Annotated in this window: 24 protein-coding genes; 17 read left to right on the top strand and 7 right to left on the bottom strand. The window is 66.3% G+C overall.

The features are described 5' to 3' along the window. Nucleotides 1–184 precede the first annotated feature (184 nt). Nucleotides 185–1,381, top strand: coding sequence for an MFS transporter (locus tag V2S85_RS19460; protein ID WP_330704479.1), 1,197 nt, complete (start codon nucleotides 185–187; stop codon nucleotides 1,379–1,381). Here V2S85_RS19460 and V2S85_RS19455 read toward each other — a convergent pair. Both V2S85_RS19455 and V2S85_RS19450 read right to left on the bottom strand, forming a co-directional pair. Next, on the bottom strand, nucleotides 1,359–1,907 hold the full coding sequence (locus tag V2S85_RS19455) for a sigma-70 family RNA polymerase sigma factor (protein WP_330704478.1): 549 nt from the start codon (nucleotides 1,905–1,907) through the stop codon (nucleotides 1,359–1,361). The genes V2S85_RS19460 and V2S85_RS19455 overlap by 23 nt on opposite strands. Then, nucleotides 1,900–2,085 carry a NepR family anti-sigma factor gene (locus V2S85_RS19450; protein WP_330704477.1) on the bottom strand — a complete coding sequence of 62 codons (186 nt, stop codon included), beginning with the start codon at nucleotides 2,083–2,085 and terminating at the stop codon, nucleotides 1,900–1,902. The genes V2S85_RS19455 and V2S85_RS19450 overlap by 8 nt, the downstream gene beginning before the upstream one ends. Before the next feature lie 282 nt (nucleotides 2,086–2,367). Here V2S85_RS19450 and V2S85_RS19445 point away from each other — a divergent pair, with 282 nt between their 5' ends. Further along, on the top strand, nucleotides 2,368–4,098 hold the full coding sequence (locus tag V2S85_RS19445) for a CHASE domain-containing protein (RefSeq protein ID WP_330704476.1): 1,731 nt from the start codon (nucleotides 2,368–2,370) through the stop codon (nucleotides 4,096–4,098). An 88-nt stretch (nucleotides 4,099–4,186) separates the two neighbouring features. Beyond that, on the top strand, nucleotides 4,187–4,552 hold the full coding sequence (locus tag V2S85_RS19440) for a PilZ domain-containing protein (RefSeq protein WP_330704475.1): 366 nt from the start codon (nucleotides 4,187–4,189) through the stop codon (nucleotides 4,550–4,552). 32 nt (nucleotides 4,553–4,584) lie between these two features. On the opposite strand, the gene V2S85_RS19435 is transcribed toward V2S85_RS19440, so the two are convergent. Continuing rightward, complete coding sequence (locus V2S85_RS19435) at nucleotides 4,585–5,379, bottom strand: response regulator (RefSeq protein ID WP_330704474.1); 795 nt, start codon at nucleotides 5,377–5,379, stop codon at nucleotides 4,585–4,587. Between the two features lie 469 nt (nucleotides 5,380–5,848). Here V2S85_RS19435 and V2S85_RS19430 point away from each other — a divergent pair, with 469 nt between their 5' ends. The 3 genes from V2S85_RS19430 (at nucleotide 5,849) to V2S85_RS19420 (ending at nucleotide 7,305) form a co-directional block, all read left to right on the top strand. Next, entirely contained in the window at nucleotides 5,849–6,511 is a 663-nt protein-coding gene (locus V2S85_RS19430; RefSeq protein WP_330704473.1) for a sigma-70 family RNA polymerase sigma factor, read from the top strand. Nucleotides 6,512–6,528: 17 nt separating this feature from the next. Further along, nucleotides 6,529–6,948, top strand: a complete 420-nt coding sequence (locus V2S85_RS19425; RefSeq protein ID WP_330704472.1) for a response regulator — start codon at nucleotides 6,529–6,531, stop codon at nucleotides 6,946–6,948. 78 nt (nucleotides 6,949–7,026) lie between these two features. Then, nucleotides 7,027–7,305, top strand: a complete 279-nt coding sequence (locus V2S85_RS19420; RefSeq protein ID WP_330704471.1) for a hypothetical protein — start codon at nucleotides 7,027–7,029, stop codon at nucleotides 7,303–7,305. 194 nt (nucleotides 7,306–7,499) lie between these two features. Here the strand turns inward: V2S85_RS19420 and V2S85_RS19415 are convergent, their stop codons facing one another. Both V2S85_RS19415 and V2S85_RS19410 read right to left on the bottom strand, forming a co-directional pair. Further along, nucleotides 7,500–7,964, bottom strand: coding sequence for a pyridoxamine 5'-phosphate oxidase family protein (locus V2S85_RS19415; RefSeq protein WP_330704470.1), 465 nt, complete (start codon nucleotides 7,962–7,964; stop codon nucleotides 7,500–7,502). Nucleotides 7,965–8,062: 98 nt separating this feature from the next. Next, nucleotides 8,063–8,545 (bottom strand): hemerythrin domain-containing protein, encoded by a 483-nt coding sequence (locus V2S85_RS19410; RefSeq protein ID WP_330704469.1) that lies wholly within the window; start codon nucleotides 8,543–8,545, stop codon nucleotides 8,063–8,065. A 153-nt stretch (nucleotides 8,546–8,698) separates the two neighbouring features. On the opposite strand from V2S85_RS19410, the gene V2S85_RS19405 reads away from it, so the two are divergent. The 7 genes from V2S85_RS19405 to V2S85_RS19375 all read left to right on the top strand — a co-directional run bounded on the left by V2S85_RS19405 (nucleotide 8,699) and on the right by V2S85_RS19375 (nucleotide 15,331). Then, entirely contained in the window at nucleotides 8,699–9,703 is a 1,005-nt protein-coding gene (locus V2S85_RS19405) for a DNA topoisomerase IB (RefSeq protein ID WP_330704468.1), read from the top strand. A 533-nt stretch (nucleotides 9,704–10,236) separates the two neighbouring features. Next, nucleotides 10,237–10,728 carry an asparaginase domain-containing protein gene (locus V2S85_RS19400; protein WP_330704467.1) on the top strand — a complete coding sequence of 164 codons (492 nt, stop codon included), beginning with the start codon at nucleotides 10,237–10,239 and terminating at the stop codon, nucleotides 10,726–10,728. Nucleotides 10,729–11,037: 309 nt separating this feature from the next. Next, nucleotides 11,038–12,483 carry a PAS domain S-box protein gene (locus V2S85_RS19395; RefSeq protein ID WP_330704466.1) on the top strand — a complete coding sequence of 482 codons (1,446 nt, stop codon included), beginning with the start codon at nucleotides 11,038–11,040 and terminating at the stop codon, nucleotides 12,481–12,483. Further along, nucleotides 12,473–12,943 (top strand): response regulator, encoded by a 471-nt coding sequence (locus tag V2S85_RS19390; protein WP_330704465.1) that lies wholly within the window; start codon nucleotides 12,473–12,475, stop codon nucleotides 12,941–12,943. The genes V2S85_RS19395 and V2S85_RS19390 overlap by 11 nt, the downstream gene beginning before the upstream one ends. 34 nt (nucleotides 12,944–12,977) lie before the next feature. Next, on the top strand, nucleotides 12,978–14,741 hold the full coding sequence (locus V2S85_RS19385; protein ID WP_330704464.1) for a GGDEF domain-containing response regulator: 1,764 nt from the start codon (nucleotides 12,978–12,980) through the stop codon (nucleotides 14,739–14,741). A 69-nt stretch (nucleotides 14,742–14,810) separates the two neighbouring features. Next, nucleotides 14,811–15,056, top strand: a complete 246-nt coding sequence (locus tag V2S85_RS19380; RefSeq protein ID WP_330704463.1) for a BrnT family toxin — start codon at nucleotides 14,811–14,813, stop codon at nucleotides 15,054–15,056. Continuing rightward, entirely contained in the window at nucleotides 15,053–15,331 is a 279-nt protein-coding gene (locus V2S85_RS19375; RefSeq protein WP_330704462.1) for a BrnA antitoxin family protein, read from the top strand. Before V2S85_RS19380 ends, V2S85_RS19375 begins: the two co-directional genes overlap by 4 nt. 34 nt (nucleotides 15,332–15,365) lie before the next feature. On the opposite strand, the gene V2S85_RS19370 is transcribed toward V2S85_RS19375, so the two are convergent. Together V2S85_RS19370 and V2S85_RS19365 are read right to left on the bottom strand one after the other, a co-directional pair. Continuing rightward, a complete protein-coding gene (locus V2S85_RS19370; RefSeq protein ID WP_330704461.1) occupies nucleotides 15,366–15,896 on the bottom strand; it encodes a hypothetical protein in 531 nt (176 codons plus the stop codon). An 8-nt stretch (nucleotides 15,897–15,904) separates the two neighbouring features. Beyond that, nucleotides 15,905–16,900 (bottom strand): sterol desaturase family protein, encoded by a 996-nt coding sequence (locus V2S85_RS19365; RefSeq protein ID WP_330704460.1) that lies wholly within the window; start codon nucleotides 16,898–16,900, stop codon nucleotides 15,905–15,907. 248 nt (nucleotides 16,901–17,148) lie between these two features. Between V2S85_RS19365 and uvrA the strand changes: the two genes are divergently transcribed. The 4 genes from uvrA to V2S85_RS19345 all read left to right on the top strand — a co-directional run bounded on the left by uvrA (nucleotide 17,149) and on the right by V2S85_RS19345 (nucleotide 22,446). Then, entirely contained in the window at nucleotides 17,149–20,148 is a 3,000-nt protein-coding gene (gene uvrA, locus V2S85_RS19360) for an excinuclease ABC subunit UvrA (protein WP_330704459.1), read from the top strand. Beyond that, nucleotides 20,145–20,717 (top strand): hypothetical protein, encoded by a 573-nt coding sequence (locus V2S85_RS19355; protein WP_330704458.1) that lies wholly within the window; start codon nucleotides 20,145–20,147, stop codon nucleotides 20,715–20,717. Before uvrA ends, V2S85_RS19355 begins: the two co-directional genes overlap by 4 nt. Further along, nucleotides 20,692–20,892, top strand: a complete 201-nt coding sequence (locus V2S85_RS19350) for a hypothetical protein (protein ID WP_330704457.1) — start codon at nucleotides 20,692–20,694, stop codon at nucleotides 20,890–20,892. Before V2S85_RS19355 ends, V2S85_RS19350 begins: the two co-directional genes overlap by 26 nt. An 882-nt stretch (nucleotides 20,893–21,774) precedes the next feature. Further along, nucleotides 21,775–22,446, top strand: a complete 672-nt coding sequence (locus V2S85_RS19345; RefSeq protein ID WP_330704456.1) for a hypothetical protein — start codon at nucleotides 21,775–21,777, stop codon at nucleotides 22,444–22,446. Nucleotides 22,447–22,518 lie beyond the last annotated feature (72 nt).

Raw genomic sequence — 22,518 nt, 5'->3', positions numbered from 1 at the left:
CGGGGCTTCGACACGCTCAGCCTGAGCGGAATTAAAGGTTGTTACACTACCTCCGCTCACCCTGAGCTTGTCGAAGGGTCAGGCTGAGCTTGTCGAAGCCCCCGCAGCGAAAACCGCCGGCGGCATGGTTGCGACCTCCCGTCCCACCTGCGACAAGCACCCCCGCAACAAGGGGGCATTATCGATGAATCGCGCGTGGCTGACGCTGGCACTGGTCCTGTGCGGCACCATCATCGGCATGATGGGCGTCGATCTCGTGCTGCCCGCCGTGCCGCTGCTGCCCGAGGCGCTGGGCGGCGATCCGGCGCAGGCGCAGCTGGTGCTGGCGGCCTATGTCGGGGGCACCTGCATCGGCCTGATCGGCTACGGCGCGCTGGGTGACCGGGTGGCGACCTCGCGGCTGATCGCGGGCTCGCTGCTGGCCACCGCCGCGGTCTCGCTGGCCTGCGCGATGGCGCCGGGCATCGGCGCGCTGATCGCGCTGCGGGCGGTGCAGGGCATCGTCGCGGCGGGCCCGGCCGTGTTCGCGCCGGGCATCGTCAAGGCCATGTTCGACGAGACGCGCGCGGTGAAGGCGATCGGCCTGCTCGGCAGCATCGAGGCGCTGGGGCCGGCGCTCGCCCCGCTCGCCGGTGCGGGCCTGCTCGCGCTCGGCGGCTGGACGCTCAACTTCGAGGTCATGGCCGCCGGGGCTTTCGCGGCGGCGGTGCTGGTCCTGCTCACCGGGGGGCTGCCGCAAGTCGGTCGGCGTGCGCAAGGCAGCTTCGCGGTGCTGCTGCGCGATCCCGTGTTCCTGCGCTATGCGCTCAGCCAGGCGAGCGTGCTGGGAGGCTTGCTGGTCTTCGTCTTCGGCATGCCCACCGTCTTCGTGCGTGTCCATGGCGGCACGCTGGCGGACTTCGTGACGATGCAGGTATGCGGTGTCGTCACCTTCATCATCGCCGCCAACACCGCCGCGCACCTGGGCGACAGGCTGGGCGCCGAGCGGGTGATCGCCTTCGGCACCGGCCTGTCGGCGCTGGGAGCGGCTGGGCAACTGGCCTATGCGCTGTCGGGCGGAACCTCGGCGCTGGTCATCACCGCGCTGTTCGTGCCGGTCAACATGGGCCTCGGCCTGCGCGGACCGGCGGGCTTCTTCCGCGCGATCCTGGCGAGCCACGGCGACGATGCCCGTGCCAGCGCGCTGGTGATCCTGTGCATCCTGACCGCCGCGGCGGTGGGCACCAGCCTGGTCTCGCCGTGGATCGAACGGGGCACGCTGCCGCTGACGATTGCCGCGCTGGCGTTCCACGTCGCTGCGCTGGCGTGCCTTGTCCTGCTGCCGCCGCTCAGGACGCCTGCCGTCAGCCCGCCCGCCGTCAGCCCGCCTTGCGCGTCGTGACGTCGATCGCGTCGTCGATGTCGCCGTCGAGCATCCGGGCCAGATCGGCGCGGGCGCGGGCGACGCGGCTTTTCATCGTGCCGATCGGGCATCCGGCGATCTCGGCCGCTTCCTCGTAGCTGAAGCCCGAGGCGCCGACGAGCAGCACCGCCTCGCGCCGTTCGGGCGCCAGTTTCTGCAGCGCGCCTTCCATGTCGCCCAGGTGGAGCGGTCCTTCCTGGTCCGCCTCCATCACCAGCATCTTCTCCACCACGCCCTCGTCGAGGTCGGTCTGACGCCGGGAGCGGCGCAGTTCGGAGAGATAGTGGTTGCGCAGGATGGCGAAAGTCCAGGCACGCATGTTGGTGCCGGCCTGGTAGCGTTCGCGCGCGGTCCAGGCCTTGATCGCGGCTTCCTGCACGAGATCGTCGGCGAAGTCGGACCGGCCGGACAGGCCGCGGGCGAAAGCGCGAAGGTGGGGAAGGACGGAGAGGAGTTCCTTGCGGAAGCCTTCGTCGGCGGTGCTCGGCGATATCCGGTCAGGCATCGCCGTCGTCGTCCAGCTTCTTCAGGAGATCCTTGAAGCTGTCCGGCAGCGGCTCTTCCACCACGGAGTTGTAGAGCTTCCTCAACCCCCCGGCCCAGCCGGGTTCGCCATCCTTTCGGATTTCGGGCGGCAGGCCCGGCATTGCACCGGGTTCACCACGTCCATTGGGCTGACTCAACACGAACTCCCTTTCACCGAACGCACACTTGCGGCGAGACCGGGGGGCGGTCAAGCCCGGCGCGCGGTGACCTGTCCATCGCGTGACAATATCGCGCGAGGGGGACGGGAAATGGCGCTTGACGGGCTTCGTCCGACCTGCAAGCCGGGCGGACGTCGTTTGCAGTGAGGAACAATCGTGGCCGACCAAGGTTCCCCTGTCCGTAAAGTGTTGGCATAGCGCGGGCACTGTGGTCATTACTGATCGCAAGCCGACGGAGTTTCAGGTGCGGGACGTTGCTGGGTGATTGACCAGGCTCTGCTCGACAGGGTGCAGAAGCAGGCGTGGTTCCACAAGTATCCGCGCGGCTGGCCTTTCCTGTTGTTCCTCATCGCCAGCATGACCACGGCGGTCTCGGTCATGGCGATCGAGCGGGCCGACAAGCAGACGCGCGCGGTCGAGCTGGCGCGCAACCTGACCGAGATTTCCTCAGCCCTGCAGCGCCGCGTCACCGAGAATATCGCGCTGCTGCGCGCCGGCAGCGCGCTGTTCGCGACGCAGGACACCGTCTCGGCGGAGCAGTTCGCCGAGTTCGCGCGCGACCTGCAGGGCGACGGGCGGCTTTACGGATCGCTCGGCATGGGCTGGGGGCCGCTGGTTCCCGCAGACCGGCTCTCGGCGTTCGAGTTCGCCACGCAATCGGCGGGAAGGCCCGATTTCACCGTCGATCCGCGCCCGGAGCCGGGGCAGAAGTATTCGGTGCCGGTGTTCTATCTCGAGCCGCAGTCGGCCGGGAACAAGCGCGCCATGGCCTTCGACATGTATTCCGAGCCCGCGCGGCGTCTCGCCATGGAGCGGGCGATCGCCCGGCGCGGCCCGGCGGCGACGGGCGTGGTCCAGCTTGCCCAGGACGATTTCGGCCGTCCCGAAGGCACCGGGCCCGGCCCGGCGACCGCCGACCTCGGCCCGGCCCGCGACGGCGCCGGCGATCCCAAGGCGGCCTTCCTGATCTACATGCCGGTGACCGTGGAGCGCGGCGGGCGGCGCTGGGTCAAGGGTTTCGTCTACAGCCCCTTCCGCGCCCAGACCTTCCTCGGCTCGGCCAGCGAACTGTACCGCAACGACAGCATCGACGTGGCGATCTACGACGACCACGTCGCGCCCGAGACGCTGCTGGCCGAGCAGCGCGGCGCCGAAGGGCTCACCGGCCCCACCATCGAGCGGCGCATCGACGTCGCCGGGCAGGCCTGGATCGTGCAGATCAGCGATCGCAAGGCCAATGCGCTCTCGCCGCTTTCGCGCCTGACGCTGTTCTTCGGGGCGCTGGCCTCGCTGATGGTCATGGCGATCGGGCGGCTCATCACCAAGCGCGCGGCGGAAGACCGGATCGTCCTAGAATGGCTGACCAGCCAGGCCTCGATCCGCAATTCGCTGACGCGCGAGCTGAACCACCGGGTCAAGAACACGCTGGCCAACGTGCTGTCGATCGCCGCGCTGACCCGCCGCCGCTCGAAGGGTATCGACGATTTCACCGAGAGCCTGACCGCGCGCATCCGCGCCCTCTCGGCCACGCACGACCTGCTCTCGCAGTCCGACTGGGGCCACGCGGCGCTGGGCGACATCGTGCGCTCGGAACTGGCGCCCTACATGGAGGGCAACGAGAGCCACGTCGTGATGTCCGGTCCGCAGATCAAGCTGGCCCCCAACGACGCGATGTCGCTGGGCCTGGCCATTCACGAACTGGCGACCAATGCCGCCAAGTACGGCGCGCTCAGCACGATCGAGGGGCGCATTCACGTCGCCTGGTCGCTGCTTTCCGGCGACCTGGCGGAAATCCACTGGCGCGAGGAAGGCGGCCCGCCGGTGTCCGAGCCGACCAAGCGCGGCTTCGGGCGCGACCTCATCGAGAAGATCGTCGCGCACGAACTGAAATCCGAAGTGGACCTGCGCTTCGAGCCCGGCGGCGTCGAGTGCCGCCTGAAGGTTCCCGTGCGCGCCTCGCGCGAGTTCGTGCTGAGGAACGAGCGGCGCTAGCCCGGGGCAGGGCGACGGGCGCTGTTATCGATTGTTTAAGCCGCCGCGCCGTAATGCCCTTGCCATGTAAAACATGGAGGGGGCCGCGATGGACGCGCGCAACTGGAACCGTCATATCGTCGAGAAGGACGTCGCCTGCGTGGTCGACGGCGCGCGGGCGCAGGTGTTCCTCTACGACCTGTCGCTGGGCGGGTGCATGTTCGAGATCGCCGAGGACCGTGACCTGCAGGGCCGCGCGGTGGCGGTCGAACTCTACGAATACGAGACGACCGCCGGGCAGGTGGTCTGGCAGGCGGGGCGCTGCGTCGGGGTGCGCTTCGATGCGCCGATCCACGACGCGGTGGTGCGCCACTTGGGCTTCGTGCCGCCGGTGGTCCCGTTCGAGGAACAGGCCCCGCGCGATCGCTTCGGCCGGGTGCTGCCGCCGCTCGACGCGGGCGAGCGGCGGCGCTGAAGCGGGGCATCGAAACACCCCTCGGAGGGGGGTCAGTCCTGCGCGCGCGTCGAGTTGAAGAACAGCGCCTGGCTGATCGTCGCACGTACGGTGGTTTCCTGGAACGGCTTGGTGACCAGGTAGGTCGGTTCCGGACGTTCGCCGGTCAGCAGGCGTTCCGGATAGGCGGTGATGAAGATCACCGGCACTTCGCCGAACTTGAGCAGATCCTCCACCGCATCGATGCCCGAGCTGCCATCGGCCAGCTGGATGTCGGCGAGGACGAGGCCGGCCGGGTTGCGCTCGAAGATTTCCAGCGCCTGCTTGTGCGTGGCGGCGGTGCCGACGACGGTATGGCCAAGGTCGGTGACGAGACCTTCCAGCTGCATCGAGATCAGCGGCTCGTCCTCGATGATGAGGACGCTGGTGGCGCTCTCGCCTTCGATCTCGGCGATCGCCTGGGCGACGAGGACATCGACTTCCTGCAGGTCGAGGCCGAGGATCGTCGCGGTTTCGTCGCGCGTGAATTCCTCCACGGTGGTCAGCAGCAGGGCCTGGCGGTGCGTCGGGGCGACCGCCGCTAGGCGTTCCTGCGCGGCCTGCTCGTGAGTGCCGCCGCCGATGTCGCCGGCCGGTTCCTCGACATGGCCGGTCGACCAGATGCGGGTGAAGGCCTCGTAGAGCGCGGCGCGGCTGTTGGCGATCGCGTCGCGCAGCGCGCGGTCGGCCAGCGCCGCCTCCAGCGTGGCGCGGACGTAGGCATCGCCGGACTGCTGCGAGCCGGTGAGGGCGCGCGCGTAACGGCGCAGGTAGGGCAGCTGGATCGCGATCTGGTCAGAGACGGACATTCATGTTCCTCGGGCCTGTAAGGGAAGTCGGCTTCCCCGGTTGTTGCACGTCATAGGGCGCCCCATGCGCCTGAAGGCCGGTGTCGTTTGTCTGACTCCGAGGCGCGCATAGGGCAACCGGAAAATTTTTTACGGTGGATCGATTTTCCGGGAACCAACCAGAAGGCACTACGTTCCCACATTATCACCGCTGGCTCCCCCACCCCCCCGCAAACCAGTGGTGATCCGATCCCGGAGGCCCCCGCCGACCAACAGGTCGACGGGGGCCTCTTTTTTCGTGCGCTTCAAATGTCGCGCGGTTCAATCTGCCGCGCGCGGACTTGTTCCACCGCTTGTCGGTAGAAATGCACGAGTTCGGTTCGTCCTGACGCTGGCGCGGGGCGGTTCCCCGGGAAAATGTCGTCTCCGGGAACTATTCACGTCGCATCGCCGTTAGCTACCCGACTGGATTTCCAAGGAGGGTAACGCAATGTCGACTATCGAAGAGAGCGTCGAAGCAGGCGTCGAAGGGGCCCAGCCCGTAGAAAAGGTTGCGCTGAGCGACCGTGATTTCCGCCGCGCGCTGGCAGAGGTAGCGCCGCACCTGCGTGCTTTCGCGCGCGGCCTGTGCGGCTGCCGCGACCGCGCCGACGATCTGGCGCAGGAAGCCATGCTGCGTGCCTGGGCGGCGCGGGAGCGTTATGCCGCCGGCACCAACTTCAAGGCCTGGACCTTCACGATCCTGCGCAATCACTTCTATTCCGAAGCCCGCCGCGCCCGCTTCCACGGCGAGTACGACGAACTGGCCGCCGAGCGCATCCTGCGCGCCGAAGCCAGCCAGGAAAGCGCGGTCGAACTGGCCGACGTCCTGCGCGCGCTGACTGCCATTCCCGAGACCTATCGCGAGGCGCTGGTGCTGGTCGCCGCCGGCAACCTTTCCTACGAGGAAATCGCCGAGATCTGCGGGATCGCGCTTGGCACCGTGAAGAGCCGCATCTGCCGCGCCCGCGCGATGCTCTCGAAGATCATCGAATCCGGCCAGCTTCCGGACTTCCGTCACAACTTCGTGCTGGGCGGCGAGGCGATCGACGCGTTCTTCGCCGAACTGGTCAAGATCGCCAATGTCGATGGCGGTCGGCGCATAGCGGCCTGAAACAGGGATAGAGTGCCTTGAGTGCGACGATTTCCAGCGCGGGAAAGATCCTCATCGTCGAGGACGAGTTCCTGGTCGCGCTGCAGCTTGAGGATATCCTGGCCGACGGCGGCCACGCCGTCGTCGGCACGGTGCCGGACATGTCATCGCTGGGCACCTTGGGCGAAGTTCCCGATGTCGCGCTGGTGGATCTCAACTTGCGTGACGGGCTGACCGGCCCGGCCATCGCCCGCGATCTTGCCGGGCGCTACGGTGCGCGGGTCATCTACGTCACTGCCAATCCCGGACAGATCGACATGCCGGCGCCCACTGCCGTCGGCATCGTCCAGAAGCCTTTCACGCGCCAGGCGATCCTCGCCGCGATTTCCTATGCCCTCGCCGGTTGCCCCGACAGCGCCCGGCCGTTGGAACTGGAACCGCTGCAGCATCGCGCCTGACGTGTCACGACTTGGAGAGGGGCCGCAAGAGCCCGGGCCTCATATAATAACCACGAGGCCCGAGAAGAAGGCGAGAGGATGAACGCAATCGTCCTGCAAAGCCTGCAATACTATGGCGCCGCTGCGGGAACCGTGGCGGCGCTTATCGTATCGCTGGACCTGGGCCGAAGGTGGACCGGCTGGGGCTTCGTGGTCTTCGTGACGAGTTCGATCGCGCTGGTCGCCTGGGGTTTCCTCGACGACAAGGCCGAGGGCATCGGTTTGCAGAACGTCGCCCTGTTCGCGATCAACTGCGTGGGGGTATGGCGCTACCTGCTGCGGCGCAGTGCTGCCGGGGCTTCGACAAGCTCAGCCTGACCCTTCGACAAGCTCAGGGTGAGCGGAGGTAGCGTAATGCCTTATCAATCCCGCTCAGGGTGAGCGGAGGTAGTGTAATGCCTTATCAATCCCGCTCAGGCTGAGCTTGTCGAAGCCCCCGCGGCACCAATACGAAGGGCGCGGCAGCCGTGGCCACCGCGCCCCCGCAGCTCAGGCATCGGTCCTAGAGGGTTTCAGACCGCGCCGAGCGCGTGTTCGCCGGCTTCGTGCTCCTTGATGGGCTTGCCGGTCAGCAGCTTGAACGCGCCCTTGAGGCCCATGTCCGAGGTCCAGACTTCGGCATCGGCGATGTCGAAGCGCAGCATCACCACCGAGGGGTCGGCCTTGCCGCCGGGAAACCACGCCTCGACGGCGTTGTTCCAGTGCTTGTCGCGCACGGCGGTATCGGTTTCCTCGACCAGGGTGCCGTCGATGCAGGCGAAGACCTCGTGGCCGCGCGTCATGACCTGGCCCATTGCCCTGCCGCCCGCGCCGATGCGGTTGTCGCGCCTGGTGAAGAACCACACCGCATGATGCGCGTCCTTGTCGAGCTGCGCCGTCATCGGTTCGGCATGGCCGGCGGCGCCTTCCAGCTTCATCATGATGAAGGGGCTGGCCTGGAACGCTTTCCAGAACTGTTCGCGGATGTCCTTGTCCACCGGTCCGTCTCCTTTTCGTGACTGTACGGTCAAGCAACGCGCCCCCTTGGCCAAGCGTTCCCCCGCGCTCGCCGCAGGGGAAGCCCGGCTGGTCGCCGTCACTCGCGCGCGTCGCCCGGCAATTCCTTCTCGGCGATCGCCAGTTCCTCGGGCTTGCGCTGCTCGAACACTTCGGCAAGCTTCTTCTCGGCCGCGCCGGAGAGTTTGTCCGCCGCTTCGGGGAACATCTCCTCCTCTTCCTCGTCGATGTGATGGAGGTAGCGGTGGCGCATCTCCTTGAACTTCGCCAGCCAGGCCGACGAGCCCATGTCGATCTCGAACAGTTCGCCGAGGAAGTCGTCGATCTCCTTGTGTTCGGAAACCGAGTGGCGCGCCTCGTCGCGCAAGTCCGGGTTGCCCAGCATCGTCGCGTAGAGCGATTCCTCCTCTGCCGCCGCGTGGGCCTGCAGTTCCTTGCGCAGCGCCTCGAACAGTTCCTTGCGTTCGTCGCTGGCGCCCTGGGTCTCGCCCAGCTGCGCGAGGAGCTTGCGGTGCTTGTCGTGGTCGGCCTTGAGGTCGCGGAAGATCCGTGCGTCTGCCATGGTCGTCTCCTGTGTCGGGTTGTTCTTTCCTGAAGCAACGGCGCTGGCGCGTTCCGGTTTCCGGCCATCTGCCGGTTTGCGACAACCGGATCGCGGCTGGCGCGACAACCAGATCGCGGCTGGCGCGTTGAATCGCCTGAGGAGCACCGACTCATGCTGATGATGCGCCAGACGCCCGCGCGCCTGAAATTCGCCGACGATACCGTGCCGGGCATCACCCGCAGGCGCGTGCGCGGCGACAAGTGGGCCTGGTTCGATCCCGCCGGCAAGCGCATCGCCGATCGTGCCGAGATCGACCGCCTGAACGCGATCGCCATGCCGCCGGCCTATGTCGACTGCTGGTTCTCGCCCGATCCCCGGGTTCACCTGCTGGCCACCGGCTACGACGCGCGCGGGCGCAAGCAGTATCGCTATCACCCCGACTGGCGGCAATCGCGCGAGGCGATGAAGTTCGACCGCTGCGTCCCCTTCGGCGAGGCCCTGCCGGTGCTGCGCGCGCGGGTCGACGCCGACATCAGCTCACGCGGGTTGACGCGCGAGCGGGCGATCGCCTCGGTCGTGGCGCTGCTCGATACCGGTGCGATCCGGGTCGGCAACGAGTGCTATGCGAAAGCCAACCGCAGCTTCGGCGCGACCACGCTGCGCGGCCGCCATGCCCGGATCGAGCGGGGCACGCTGCGGCTGCGGTTCAAGGGCAAGTCGGGCAGGCTGCAGGAGATCGCCTGCGACGATCCGGGCCTCGTGCGGTGCGTCAGGAAGATGCAGGATCTGCCCGGCCAGCACTTGTTCCAATATGTCGGCGAGGATGGCGCGGCGGTGCCGGTCCACAGCCACGACGTCAACGCCTACCTCGCCGAGACGATGGGCGCCGATGCGACGGGGGAGGGCTTCACCGCCAAGCATTTCCGCACCTGGACGGCGAGCACGATGGCTTTCGCGATGCTGCGGGCGCAGCCCGGCCTGTCGCTCAAGGCGATGCTGGACGAGGTCTCGCACTGTCTTGGCAACACGCCGGCGATCGTGCGCAAGTCCTACGTCCACCCGGCGGTCATCGCGGCCGCCAGAGGCGAGGTGGGCTTGCCCGAGACCCTGCCGCGCAAGACCCGCTGGATGAGCCGCGACGAGCGGGGGCTGCTGGCGTTCCTGGAAGACGCCTGAAGGGATTGCGGCTCAGGCTGACGATGGCGGTTTCATGGGGATTTCCCTGAGAGCAGTGATTTCGTTTGCGCCCCATTGCGGGCGTTGCGCTTTGCCCACCCCGCTGCGACTAACTTCGCCTTCGGCTCAGTAAGTCTCGCTGCCCCTCCCGCAAGCGGGCGGGGAAAGCGGTGTTCGCCCTCCCGCTTGCGGGAGGGCCGGTAGGCTTGGCAGTCCTGAGCTTGTCGAAGGACTGCCTAGCCGGACGGGGTGGGCGCTGCGCAACGACCGCAACCCACCCAAATCCGCCGTCACCCTGAACTTGTTTCAGGGTCCATCGAGCCGATAGCTCAGGTTCCCGATCCGCAAACCGAGATGGCAGTTTACGACACAACGGACCGGCACTAACTGCCCGATGGATCCTGAAACAAGTTCAGGATGACGAAGCCTGTCGGGACAGGTCCGCAATCCACCCACTCCTGCCATGCCCGCCATCGTCCCCGCGCCCCGATAGCCGCCTTTCTTCGCGTGCGATCCTGATCTAAGGCGTTTTCATGACCCAGGCACCCATTCTCGTCATCACCACCGGCGGCACCATCGACAAGCAGTACTTCGATGCGCTCAGCGAATACCAGATCGTCGAAAGCGTGATCGGCAAGCTGCTGGCCACCGCCCGCGTGGCGCATCCGTTCCGCGTCGTCGAGCTGCTGCGCAAGGACAGCCTCGAACTCACCGACGAGGACCGCGCGCTGATCGCCGCGACCGTCGCCGGGGCTCCGGAAAGCCACGTCGTCATCACCCACGGCACCGACACGATGACCGACACCGCCGCCGTGCTGGCGCCGATCGCAGGCAAGACGGTGGTGATGTGCGGCGCCATGCAGCCCGCCCGCTTCGCCGAAAGCGATGCGGCGTTCAACCTGGGCATGGCGTTCGGCTGCTGCCAGTCGGCCGCGCCGGGCATCTGGATCACCATGAGCGGCACCGTGTTCGACGCCCTGAAGGTGTGCAAGGACCGCGAGGCGGGCAAGTTCGTCGCGCGGTGAGCATGTGGCTGCAAATCCGCCTTAGGCGGATTTGGCGGCGCGGGCCGGGGACGCACCAAAATACCCCGCGGGCATTCTTGCAAAAAGCCTCCATTAACCACTGCAATCGTTGCGAAGGGCCGGGTCTAGGGGCAGCCCCCTAGCTCCGGCTTCGCAGGTCGATAACCGCGCCGGTGTACCTCTCGTTAGGTACGGAGGCCGGCACGCGGCTTCCGGCGCTCCACCCGGAGGCGCGCCGCCGCGACGAAGCGCAACTTCGCCTCGGGCCGCGTTTCCTGCAGGACGGGACACGCGATGCTGGCGACGCCGATGACGACTGCGGACATCCATGCGCCGCTGGTCCATGCTCCGATCGCCGCCCTGATCGTCGATGCCGCCGGAGTCGTCTCCTTCGGCAACGCCACCGCCGCCGCGCTGCTGGCCGAACCCGACGCCGAGGCGCTGCGCAACAGCCTGTTCTTCGTGTGGTTCGGCGAGGACGACGCCGAGACGCTGCGGCAGATGTTCGACATCTTCTTCAAGGTGCCGATGGAGACGCGCGGCACCTGGTCGCGCCAGATGGTGCTGCACGGCGCCGACGGATCGCGGCCGACGGTGACGATGACGCTGGCCCCGGTGGCCGGCGAGGAGGGCGACCGCGCGGTCGTCTACTTGCGCAACATGACGCGCGAGATCACCGCCGAGCGCCGCTTCACCCAGATGTTCGAGACCCTGCCGCTGGGCGTGGTGGTGGTCGACGGCAAGGGGCGGATCGCGCAGGCCAATGCGATGCTGGCGGTCCAGTTCGGCTGGAAGGTGGAGCAGATGATCGGCCAGCCGCTCGACATGCTGCTGCCCGAACGGTACCGCTCGAAGCACGGCGACCAGATCGCCGCTTATGCTGCGGCGCCCCAGTCCCGGCTCATGGGCAGTGACCGCGACGTCACCGCGCTGCACCGCCATGGCCGCGAGTTCCCGGTGGAGATCGCGTTGACCCGGTTCGAGAGCAGCGCGCAGCCGCTCTACATGGGGATCGTCAGCGACATCTCGCACCGCAAGCGGGCGGAGCGCGCGCTGCAGCAGACCAATGCGCAGCTTGAGGAGTTCACGTACGTCGCCAGCCACGACTTGCGCTCCCCCTTGCGCGGCATCGCCGACCTGGTGAGCTGGATCCGCGAGGATCTCGAAGGCACCGAACTGTCCGACGAGGTGGTCCACAACTTCGAGCGCATCGCCCAGCGCATCGAGCGCTCGGAACAGATGATCGACGACCTGCTCAGCTATGCCCGCGCCGGGGTGCGCGATCCGCAGATGCAGCATATCGATCCGCGCACGATGGTCGAGGAAGCGCTGGAGCTGACCGCGATCCCGGACAGTTTCGAAGTCGAGGTGGACGTGTGCGGCGGCGACATCGTGGCGCCGCGCGCGCCGCTCTCGACCTCGCTGCGCAACCTGCTGTCCAACGCGGTCAAGCACCATGGCGGCACGCGGGGCCGCATCCGCATCGCCATGCGCGAGGAGGGGCGCTTCTCCGTGTTCACGGTCGAGGACGACGGGCAGGGCATCGCACCCGAGAACGAGGATCGCATCTTCAAGCTGTTCCACCGCGCCTCGCCGGGGACCGACGGCGACGGGGTCGGGCTCGCCTTCACGCGCCGCATGATCAACGCCCATGGAGGCATGGTGACCGTCCAGGGCCGGGGCCCCCTCGGCGGCGCCAGGTTCGAGGTCCACTGGCCCCGCATACTGCTGCGAGAGAATGAAGATGATGATTGATCTGGTCGCACCCCGATCCGCCCATGCCCCCCGTGCCAGCCTCAACGACGTCACCGTGCTGCTGGTGGACGACGACGACGTCGCCCGCGAAGGGGTGCTGCGCTCCTTTCGCAAGCACGAGGTTCCGTGCCGCACGGTCACCGCGGGCGACGGCGGGGAAGCACTGGCGATCCTCAACGGCCGGCACCCGGACAAGCACATCGAGACGCCGGTGATCGTGCTGCTCGACCTCAACATGCCGGGGATGGACGGCTTCCAGTTCCTCGACGCCCTGCGCGCCGACCCGGACCTCAGGCGCACGGTGGTCTTCGTGCTCTCCACGTCCGCGCGCGACCAGGACCGCAACCGCGCCTACGACGGCCACGTCGCGGGCTACATGGTCAAGTCCGCCGTCGGCCCGCAGTTCGCCCGCCTTGCCGATTTCATCGGCAAGTACGCCCGCACGCAGGAGCTGCCCTGACGGCGCTCCCCTACCGCAAGGACTCCCTCCTCCCATGGACAACCTGCACAACGGCACCCAGGACATTCACGCCTTGATCGTGGACGACGACGACGTCGATCGCGAGAAGCTGCTGCGGCTGCTGCGCCGCTCGCCGCGCAACATCACGGTGGAGCAGGCCAGTTCCCAGGCCGAGGCGCTGGGCATGATCCGCGATCCCGGGGCGCATTACGACATCGTCTTCCTCGACTTCGGCCTCAAGGACGGGGACGGGCGCGACCTGCTGCCCGAGATCCGCGCCGAGATCGATCCCGACGTGCCGATCATCGCCGTGACCGGCCACGTCGACGAGCAGATCGCGGCGGATTCGATCAAGTCGGGCATGACCGAGTTCCTGTCCAAGCGCTCGCTCTCGCCCGAGCGGGTCGCCGCCTCGGTGGAAGAGGGCATGGCCTGGCGCAAGTACCGGCAGGACATGCGCCGCGCCGAGGAGGAACTGACGCACCGTTCGCTCCACGATCCACTGACCGACCTGCCCAACCGCACGCTGTTCGCCGACCGCCTCTCGCAGTCCTGCGCGCGGGCGCGGCGCAGCGGCGATCCGTTCGGGGTGGTGATGATCGACCTCGATCGCTTCAAGGACATCAACGACAGCCTCGGCCACGCGGCGGGCGACGCGGTGCTCGTCACCATCGGCCGGCGCCTGCGCGAGCACTTGCGCGAGGTGGACACCATCGCCCGGCTGGGCGGAGACGAGTTCGCGGTGCTGCTGCAGAACGTCGACGGCGAGGACGCCGCGATCGCCGTCGCCGCCAAGCTGACCGAGCTGATCGAACAGCCAATCGTCCATGACGGCCGCCTGCTCTACGTCGGCGGTTCGATGGGCATCGCGCTGTGCCCGCAGCTGGGCTACTCCCCCGACAGCCTGATGGAGGCGGCCGACGAGGCGATGTACGCGGCCAAGCGCGGGATCGAGAAGGCGGTCATCGCCCACGGCAAGGAGCGCCGGGTGCTGCGCCACGACGAGCGCACGCTGCTCCACGACATCGAGGACGCGATGGGCGCGCGGGCCTTCAACTGGCACTGGCAGCCCAAAGTGAACATGGCCTCTGGCCGGGTGCTCGGCTTCGAGGCACTGGTGCGCTGGACTCATCCCGATACCGGGCCGGTTCCCGCCGACGCGCTGATCGAGACGGTCGAGCAGTCGCACCTCCTGGAAGACTTCACTTACCTCACGCTCGACACGGTGCTGGGCCAGTACGCGCGGCTGGAGCCGGGGCTGGACGGGGCGGGCATCGCCATCAACGTCTCGGCGCGGATGCTGGAGCGGCCGGGCTTCGTCGGTCACGTCGTCGAAGCGATCCGCAAGCACGGCGTCGACCCCGCGCATGTCGTGCTCGAACTGACCGAGACCGCGCTGATCGCGCATCCCTCGCAGGCGAAGCGGGTGATCGAGCAGTTGCACGACCACGGCGTCTCGCTCTCGATCGACGATTTCGGCGCGGGCTTCACCTCGTTCGGCTACTTGCGCGAATTCGCGGTGCGCGAGATCAAGATCGACCGCTCCTACATCTCGCGCTTCACCGAGAGCCGGTTCGACCAGTCGCTGGTCAACTCGCTGGTGGTGCTGTGCGAGAGCCTGGGCATCCCGCTCGTCGCCGAGGGGGTGGAGAACCCGGAGACCCAGGCGATGCTGGTCGAGATGGGCTGCACTTGCGGGCAGGGCTACGGCATCTGCCGGCCGATGCCTTACGAGGACGTCAGCGGCTGGGTCGCGGGCTGGAACGCCAGCCAGGGAGAACGGCGGCTGAGCGCTTGATTTCTCCTCGCGCGGGACAACACGATATCGTCGCTTGATTACGGATTAAATCGTAACTACGATAAGGCGATGATCATCGTCTGGGACGAACCCAAGCGGCGCGCCAATCTCGTCAAGCACGGGATAGACTTCGCCGACGTGACCGAAGACTTCTTCGTTTCCGCGATGATCCGCGATGCTAGGGATGGCCGCTATGCGGCGATCGGGCGAATGAACGGCGTGATCGTGGTGATCTTCGTCATGCTCGGCACCGAAGGCGTGTCGATCGTGTCGGCCCGCCCGGCGAGCGCGCGGGAACGGAGGATGATCCAGTGACCATTGCACGATACACTCAGGCGGACATGGACGCCGTCAGCGACAACCCGGAATGGACCGAGGAAGACTTCGCCAAGGCGGTGCCGTTCGCAGAGGCTTTTCCGGACCTTGCGAACACCATCAGGCGGCGCGGAGCGCAGAAGGCGCCGACCAAGGTGAGCACGACGATCCGTCTGTCGCCCGAGGTAATCGCGCATTTCCGCGCCGGAGGACCAGGCTGGCAGTCTCGGATCGACGAGGCGTTGAAGGACTGGCTGGCGGCGCACGGACGGTAGGAATCCCGCACCCACCCGGGCCGCACAGGATTATTCAGCCCGCCGAGGTTTCGGCCGCCGCATCCTCGTCCGCCAGCCGCTTGCGAAAGGCGGCGCGGATCAGCCGGGGCTCCAGTATCCGCCCGGCCACATAAAGCGTCGCGAAGATCCCGGCGAAGACGAACGCCGGATTGCGCGATTCCTTCAGCAGCCACGCGATCGCCAGGAACAGGAACGGCAGCGCGAAGCAGAACAGCAGCGAGGGGCTGTGCATGTCGTAGCGCAGTTCGGCCCCGCCTTCCGCAGGCGCCACGCGCAAGGTGCCGCGATCGTAGATCGCCATGCGGTCCTGCGCGAGCGGATCCTTCTTGGCGAACGTCAGCGTGTCGCCATCGATCTCGCGGGTGGTGCCTTCCGCGCGGAACAGGTCGTCCAGCCGGTCGAACGCCTCGGCCGGGGACAGCGGCGCCTCCAGCGGCAGCGCGCCGCGCACGCGCCAGATCCGGTCGATGAAGGGCAGCTTCACGCGGCGGCGCTCCGCAGGCGCGGCGAAATAGAAGGGCGTCGCGGCGACCTGCGCATCCATCGGGCCGCTCATTCGGCGGGCACGGCGGTCGGCGCGGGCTGGAAGCGCGCCTGCAGCGCCGCCTTGCTCGTCTTCCACGCTTCGGTGAAGGGATAAGTCATCTGCTCGCGTACCGACATGCGGCGGCCGCCTTCCATGCCCAGCAGCTCGGCCTCGCCATCGACGCAGGTGCCGAACATGCGGTCGATGAAGATATAGGTGCCCGAATAGTTGCTGCGGCTGGCCTCGAAATCCTGCGAGTGGTGGACGCTGTGATGCTCGGTCGTGTTGAACAGGAAGCGCCACCAGCGCGGGGTGTTGAAGCGCACGTTGATGTGCTGGTAGGTCGAGATCGCCATGCCGAGCCCGCCCGCCAGCAACGCGGCACGCGGCAGGAAGTCGAAGAAGCCGCCGATGCCCAGCCCGATCAGGAACAGCTCCACCGGGTTGCCGACCGCGCCCTTGTTGATGTTCAGCTGGGTGATGTAGTGATGCACCGAATGGGTCAGCCACAGCGGGTACCAGTTGTGCATGCCGCGATGCATCCAGTACTGGCCGAAATCGAAGATGAACGAGATCAGGAACGCCTGCACCAGCAGCGGCATGTCCTTGAACCAGGCCAGCTTCCCCCAGTCGAAGGCGTGATGGACATAGGCGATGATCGCATCGTCGCCGAAGTGCTTGCCGGCATATTTGACCAGGGTGTAGCTGATCCCGACGTAGAACAGGTCGGTGACCAGTTCCTTCCACGTCAGGCGCCAGCTGGCATGGCGCGGGTTCACCCATTCCAGGCTGTAGAGCAGCACCTTGAAGCCGATGCCGATGGCGATCGCGGTCGATGCCTTGGCGATCGAATCCGGCGCGTAGAGCCAGAACGCGACGATCGCGATCAGCACCGCGGGCTGGAAGTAGGTGAAGACGAATCGCTTCACCGGCCCTCCTTCCACGCGCGGCACGTTCTCCCATCCCACGGTGACCGGCGACTGCGTGCCTATCAGCCTGTTTCCTACGCGAACTCCGTCCATACTTCCCGACCCTCGTAATACTTGGTTGCCCGCATCAGTAATACTAAGTGGAGATAACGTAATAAAATATCGATCCAGTGTCCATGGAGACGAGGTCCGTTGCGTCATACTAATTTCGGGGGGAGGCCCATCATTCAGATTGATGGGCAACCTCGGAGACTTGCCTGCCGTGCGCGGCGCCCCATCTATGGGCAAACCCGCGATGCGCCCCCTTGAAGCGCGCGAACAAATCTGGAACATGTGCCTTCATGAGTCTCACCCACATTACCGTGCGCGGCGCGCGCGAGCACAACCTCAAGGGCTTCGACATCGCGCTCCCGCGCGAGAAGCTGATCGTCATCACCGGCCTCTCGGGCTCGGGCAAGTCGAGCCTGGCGTTCGACACGATCTATGCCGAGGGCCAGCGGCGCTATGTCGAGAGCCTCTCGGCGTATGCGCGCCAGTTCCTCGAAATGATGCAGAAGCCGAACGTCGAGCATATCGACGGCCTCAGCCCCGCCATCTCGATCGAGCAGAAGACCACCAGCCGCAACCCGCGCTCCACGGTGGCGACGGTGACCGAGATCTGGGACTACATGCGCCTGTTGTGGGCGCGCGTGGGCATTCCCTATTCGCCCGCCACCGGCCTGCCGATCGAGGCGCAGACGGTGTCCAACATGGTCGACCGGGTGATGGCGCTGCCCGAAGGCACGCGCCTCTACCTGCTCGCCCCGGTGGTGCGTGGCCGCAAGGGCGAATACCGCAAGGAACTCGCCGAGTGGCAGAAGGCGGGCTACACCCGCGTGCGCATCGACGGTGAGTTCTACGCGATCGAGGACGCCCCCGCGCTCGACAAGAAGTACAAGCACGACATCGAGGTCGTGGTCGATCGCATCGCGGTGAAGGAGGGCATCCAGACGCGGCTAGCCGACAGCTTCGAGCAGGCGCTCAAGCTGGCCGAGGGACTGGCTTATGTGGACCTTGCGGATACTACGGTGGCGGAGCTTGGTGCAGGTGCTTCGACAAGCTCAGCACGAGCGGAGGTTGGAGATAAATCCAAATCTCCCAAATCCGCTCAGGCTGAGCCTGTCGAAGCCCCCGCCGCCCAGGCTGCCGCTACCAAGGGCATGAAGAACGCCGGCCTCCCCGCCAACCGCATCGTCTTCTCCGAGAAGTTCGCCTGCCCCGTCAGCGGCTTCACCATCGAGGAGATCGAGCCGCGCCTGTTCTCGTTCAACGCCCCGCAAGGCGCATGCCCGGCCTGCGACGGCCTTGGCGAGAAGCTGTTGTTCGACCCGCAGCTGGTCGTGCCGAACGAGCACCTGACGCTCAAGCAGGGCGCCATCGTGCCCTGGGCCAAGTCCAACCCGCCCAGCCCCTACTACATGCAGGTGCTCTCCAGCCTGGCCGCGCACTTCGGCTTCAACCTGACGACGCCGTGGGACGAACTGCCCGGCGAGATCAAGCTGGTGATCCTCTACGGCACCGGCGGCAAGGCCGTGCCGCTCACCTTCAAGGACGGGCGCAAGGAATACACCGTCAACAAGGCGTTCGAGGGCGTCATCGGCAACCTCAACCGCCGCATGCTGCAGACCGACAGCGCCTTCATGCGCGAGGAACTGAGCAAGTACCAGACCGCGCAGCCCTGCGAGACCTGCGATGGCAAGCGCCTCAAGCCCGAGGCCCTGTCGGTCAAGATCGCCGGCAGCGACATCGCCGACGCCGCGCGCCTCTCGGTGGCGGACGGCTTTGCGTGGTTCGGGCAGCTGGAAGGCAAGCTCACCAACCAGCAGCAGCAGATCGCCAAGGCCATCCTCAAGGAAATCAACGAGCGGCTCGGCTTCCTCAACAACGTCGGGCTGGATTACCTGAACCTCGACCGCACCTCGGGTACGCTGTCGGGCGGCGAGAGCCAGCGCATCCGCCTCGCCAGCCAGATCGGCTCGGGCCTCTCGGGCGTGCTCTACGTGCTCGACGAGCCCAGTATCGGCCTGCACCAGCGCGACAACGACATGCTGCTCGAAACCCTCAAGCGCCTGCGCGACCTCGGCAATACCGTGATCGTGGTGGAGCATGACGAGGACGCCATCCGCACCGCCGACTACCTCGTCGATCTCGGCCCCGGCGCGGGCGTCCACGGCGGGCAGGTGGTCGCCGAAGGCACGCTCAAGCAAGTGCTCAAGAGCAAGGACAGCCTCACCGCGCAGTACCTCAACGGCACCCGCCGGATCGAGGTGCCGCAGGAACGCCGCAAGGGCAACGGCCACTTCGTCACCGTCGAGAACGCGCGCGCCAACAACCTGACCGGCGTAACCGCGAAGTTCCCGCTCGGCACCTTCTGCTGCGTGACCGGCGTGTCCGGCTCGGGCAAGTCCTCGCTCACCATCGACACGCTGCAGGCCGGGGCCTCCCGTCAATTGAACGGCGCGCGCGTCATCGCGGGCGCGCACGACAGGATCACCGGCCTCGAAAAGTGCGACAAGGTGATCGAGATCGACCAGTCCCCGATCGGCCGCACCCCGCGCTCCAACCCCGCGACCTACACCGGCGCCTTCACCCAGATCCGCGACTGGTTCGCCGGCCTCCCCGAATCCGAAGCGCGCGGCTACAAGCCCGGCCGCTTCAGCTTCAACGTCAAGGGCGGGCGCTGCGAAGCCTGCCAGGGCGACGGCCTCATCAAGATCGAGATGCACTTCCTGCCCGACGTCTACGTGACGTGCGAGGAATGCCACGGCAAACGCTACAACCGCGAAACGCTGGAAGTGAAGTTCAAGGGCATGTCCATCGCCGACGTGCTCGACATGACGATCGAGGACGCCGAAGAATTCTTCAAGGCCGTCCCCCCCATCCGCGACAAGATGCACATGCTGAACGAAGTGGGCCTCGGCTACGTCAAGGTCGGCCAGCAGGCGACGACCCTGTCCGGCGGCGAGGCGCAGCGCGTGAAACTGGCCAAGGAACTCGCCCGCCGCTCCACCGGCCAGACGCTGTATATCCTCGACGAACCCACCACCGGCCTCCACTTCGAAGACGTGCGCAAACTCCTCGAAGTGCTGCACCGACTGGTCGACCAGGGCAACTCGGTGGTCGTGATCGAACACAACCTCGAGGTCATCAAGACCGCCGACTGGATCATCGACATGGGCCCCGAAGGCGGCGTCCGCGGCGGCCAGATCGTCGCCGAAGGCACGCCCGAAGAGGTGGTGAAGGTGAAAGGCAGCTTCACCGGAAGCTACCTCAAGCCCCTGCTGGGAAGCTGGGCGAAGTGAGCGGGGAGGGCGACGGCAACTCCGGCTACCGGCCCGAGTTCGTCGCCGCCCTCCAGCTTTTCGCGTGCGTCAGCGAAGCCATGCACGCGCGCGGCCTGCAAAGGCCCATCCTTGTCGGCGGCGCGGCGGCGGAGTTCTGGTCGCACAGCGCCGTCACCACTGGCGACTTCGACATCTGCACCACCCGCCAGCCCGAACTGGAAGAGGAAATGCTGCGGTCCGGCTTCGTCCGTCCGAGCGGCGCGGGCGCCATGCTGAAAGGCTGGGTCCACCCGGACCTGCGGCTCGGCTTCGAGGTTGTCGCCGAAGTGCCGATGGACGGCAACGTCGAACCCGCCCGCCTGCGCCTGATCCGCCCCGTCGGCGAAACCGCGCTGTTTCGCGTGATCTGCGTCGAAGACCTCATCGCCGACCGCATGGGCCAGTACGCCTCGCGCAGCGCCCCCGATCGCATCGATCAGGCCCGCATGCTGCTATCCCTTCACCCCGACGCGGACATGGACTATCTTGAACGCCGCACCCGCGAGGAAAGCATGGGCGATTATGGCGTCGAAGACATCACCGGCTGAAGGCGAAGGGACGATCCCCGAAACCGTCATCGACATGGCCGAACTCGGCCAGCGCCTCGCCGCGCGTCGCAAGGCTGCGAACATCCCCCACCTCCCGCGCAATGCCGGGATGGACCGCACCCCCTCCAAGCAGGCCCTGCTGGACGAAATCGCAAAACTCGGCGCGAAATGGTAGCCCATTTCTCGCCGTTCCGGGGAGGGGGACCATCCGAAGGGTGGTGGAGGGGCACAGGCGGTTCAGGCGAAGGGGAAAGGAGAAAGGAGAAAGTAGAAGTGCGAGGGCCATCGCCCTCGCGCTCCCGAATTCTTATTGTTGGCGCTCAAGCGTGAGCCCACGAATTACTTTGAAAGGTACGCCTTCTCGCCTAACGTAGTGATACGTAATGCGTTATCGTGCAAATGGTGGGGGCATCATGGATAAAAAATGGATTTCGCTGGCAATCATTGGGTCGCTAGGCGGATGTGCGACGCAACCTGCCCCGGTGGCTGTCGGTGGCCAGTATTATATGGTCGGTGACAAATCCTGTCCGCGTTATGCACCGCTCAATTCGAAAAGCGTCAAATGTTTCGATAAAAATGGAAAACCAAGCGGGCTTAGGTGGGCGATGTCCCCATCTGAGGTGCAGATGTGGCTCGGTGCTCAAGCATATCGGGCTCAACAATCTCGGGAGCTTAATCAACAGTTAGCGCAAAGTAATGCGCAATTACAGCAGCATACTCAACAAACTCTTCAAAGCCTTTCGTCATCGACTGTGCCCGCGGTTAGCACTTATGGGCAAAGCAGCGTGACGGCAAGCTGTGTTAGCACAGGTGTTTATTTGACTTGCCGATCTTCATTGGATTCGGCTAACTTTTCATGTATAAAAGCTGGTAATTATTATAGGTGCAGTCAGAAATAATGAAGTGAAATTTCCCGTCTCTGATGGTGCCTTCCAGTTTTCTTAATTCGGGGGACTTTCCTACAGCCCCCAACCTACGATAACTAATCCGTCCCCCACGACGCGCGCTCCCGCTGCGTCGTGGCCATTCGTGGCTTTTCTCTTGCGCGAGGTGGACGATGACGGACTTTTCCAGCGACTTCGGTATCGACGGTGGGGCAGGGGATCGGCCTGTGCCCCTCCACCATCCTTCGGCCAAGGATGTGCCTGCACATCCGTCTTGCCAGACTCCCCCTCCCCCGCAGGGGGAGGAACGGGCGGCTCGGTTTGGGCGGGGGTGGGTTCCTGCCTCGCGCGACATCGGCATTCCGGGCGAGCAGGCGGGCGCTCCGGCGGAACCGGGCGCGACGGAAAGGTTCCGGGAGCGCGAGGGCGATGGCCCTCGCATCTTCTCTTCCTCTTCCGACTCTTCCGACTCTTCCGATGATGACGAGCCCGTCACGGCCCCGCTCCACGCCTGGGATGCCTCGCGCAAGGTTCGGTTTCTCGACCATCTTTCTCGCAAGGGCGATGTGCGTTCGGCTTGTGCGCGGGTGGGGATGAGCCGGACTTCGGCTTATGTGCTGCGGCGGCGCGATGCGGTGTTTGCGCAAGGGTGGCGGGCGGCGCTCGTGCTGGCGCGGGCGCATGTCGAGGAGGTGCTGGCGACGCGGGCGCTCGACGGGGTCGAGGAGGCGGTGTGGTTTCGCGGCGAGCTGGTCGGCACCCGGCGGCGTTATGACACGCGGTTGCTGCTGGGTAATTGCTCACGGGGTTGGCAGAAAAGTGTTGCGCGGAGGTCGATTGGCTGATTCACCCTACGGATGCCGCCACCGCCGCTTCATGTTCTGACCGAGGCCGAGAAGAACGAGCTGCTGCTTGCT

The sequence above is a fragment of the Novosphingobium resinovorum genome, assembly GCF_036352595.1.
Taxonomy (GTDB): domain Bacteria; phylum Pseudomonadota; class Alphaproteobacteria; order Sphingomonadales; family Sphingomonadaceae; genus Novosphingobium; species Novosphingobium resinovorum_B.
The sequence above is the reverse complement of the archived record's forward strand: the minus strand, read 5'-3'. Positions and strand labels throughout refer to the sequence as shown.

Coding starts and splice junctions, on each gene's coding strand:
- V2S85_RS19390 (WP_330704465.1), top strand. CDS start 12,473: ATGATGATTGATCTGGTCGCACCCCGATCCGCCCATGCCCCCCGTGCC.
- V2S85_RS19440 (WP_330704475.1), top strand. CDS start 4,187: ATGGACGCGCGCAACTGGAACCGTCATATCGTCGAGAAGGACGTCGCC.
- V2S85_RS19350 (WP_330704457.1), top strand. CDS start 20,692: ATGGCGTCGAAGACATCACCGGCTGAAGGCGAAGGGACGATCCCCGAA.
- V2S85_RS19380 (WP_330704463.1), top strand. CDS start 14,811: ATGATCATCGTCTGGGACGAACCCAAGCGGCGCGCCAATCTCGTCAAG.
- V2S85_RS19370 (WP_330704461.1), bottom strand. CDS start 15,896: ATGGATGCGCAGGTCGCCGCGACGCCCTTCTATTTCGCCGCGCCTGCG.
- V2S85_RS19455 (WP_330704478.1), bottom strand. CDS start 1,907: ATGCCTGACCGGATATCGCCGAGCACCGCCGACGAAGGCTTCCGCAAG.
- V2S85_RS19430 (WP_330704473.1), top strand. CDS start 5,849: ATGTCGACTATCGAAGAGAGCGTCGAAGCAGGCGTCGAAGGGGCCCAG.
- V2S85_RS19345 (WP_330704456.1), top strand. CDS start 21,775: ATGACGGACTTTTCCAGCGACTTCGGTATCGACGGTGGGGCAGGGGAT.
- V2S85_RS19435 (WP_330704474.1), bottom strand. CDS start 5,379: ATGTCCGTCTCTGACCAGATCGCGATCCAGCTGCCCTACCTGCGCCGT.
- V2S85_RS19395 (WP_330704466.1), top strand. CDS start 11,038: ATGACGACTGCGGACATCCATGCGCCGCTGGTCCATGCTCCGATCGCC.
- V2S85_RS19385 (WP_330704464.1), top strand. CDS start 12,978: ATGGACAACCTGCACAACGGCACCCAGGACATTCACGCCTTGATCGTG.
- V2S85_RS19365 (WP_330704460.1), bottom strand. CDS start 16,900: ATGGACGGAGTTCGCGTAGGAAACAGGCTGATAGGCACGCAGTCGCCG.
- V2S85_RS19460 (WP_330704479.1), top strand. CDS start 185: ATGAATCGCGCGTGGCTGACGCTGGCACTGGTCCTGTGCGGCACCATC.
- V2S85_RS19420 (WP_330704471.1), top strand. CDS start 7,027: ATGAACGCAATCGTCCTGCAAAGCCTGCAATACTATGGCGCCGCTGCG.
- V2S85_RS19405 (WP_330704468.1), top strand. CDS start 8,699: ATGCTGATGATGCGCCAGACGCCCGCGCGCCTGAAATTCGCCGACGAT.
- uvrA (WP_330704459.1), top strand. CDS start 17,149: ATGAGTCTCACCCACATTACCGTGCGCGGCGCGCGCGAGCACAACCTC.
- V2S85_RS19400 (WP_330704467.1), top strand. CDS start 10,237: ATGACCCAGGCACCCATTCTCGTCATCACCACCGGCGGCACCATCGAC.
- V2S85_RS19410 (WP_330704469.1), bottom strand. CDS start 8,545: ATGGCAGACGCACGGATCTTCCGCGACCTCAAGGCCGACCACGACAAG.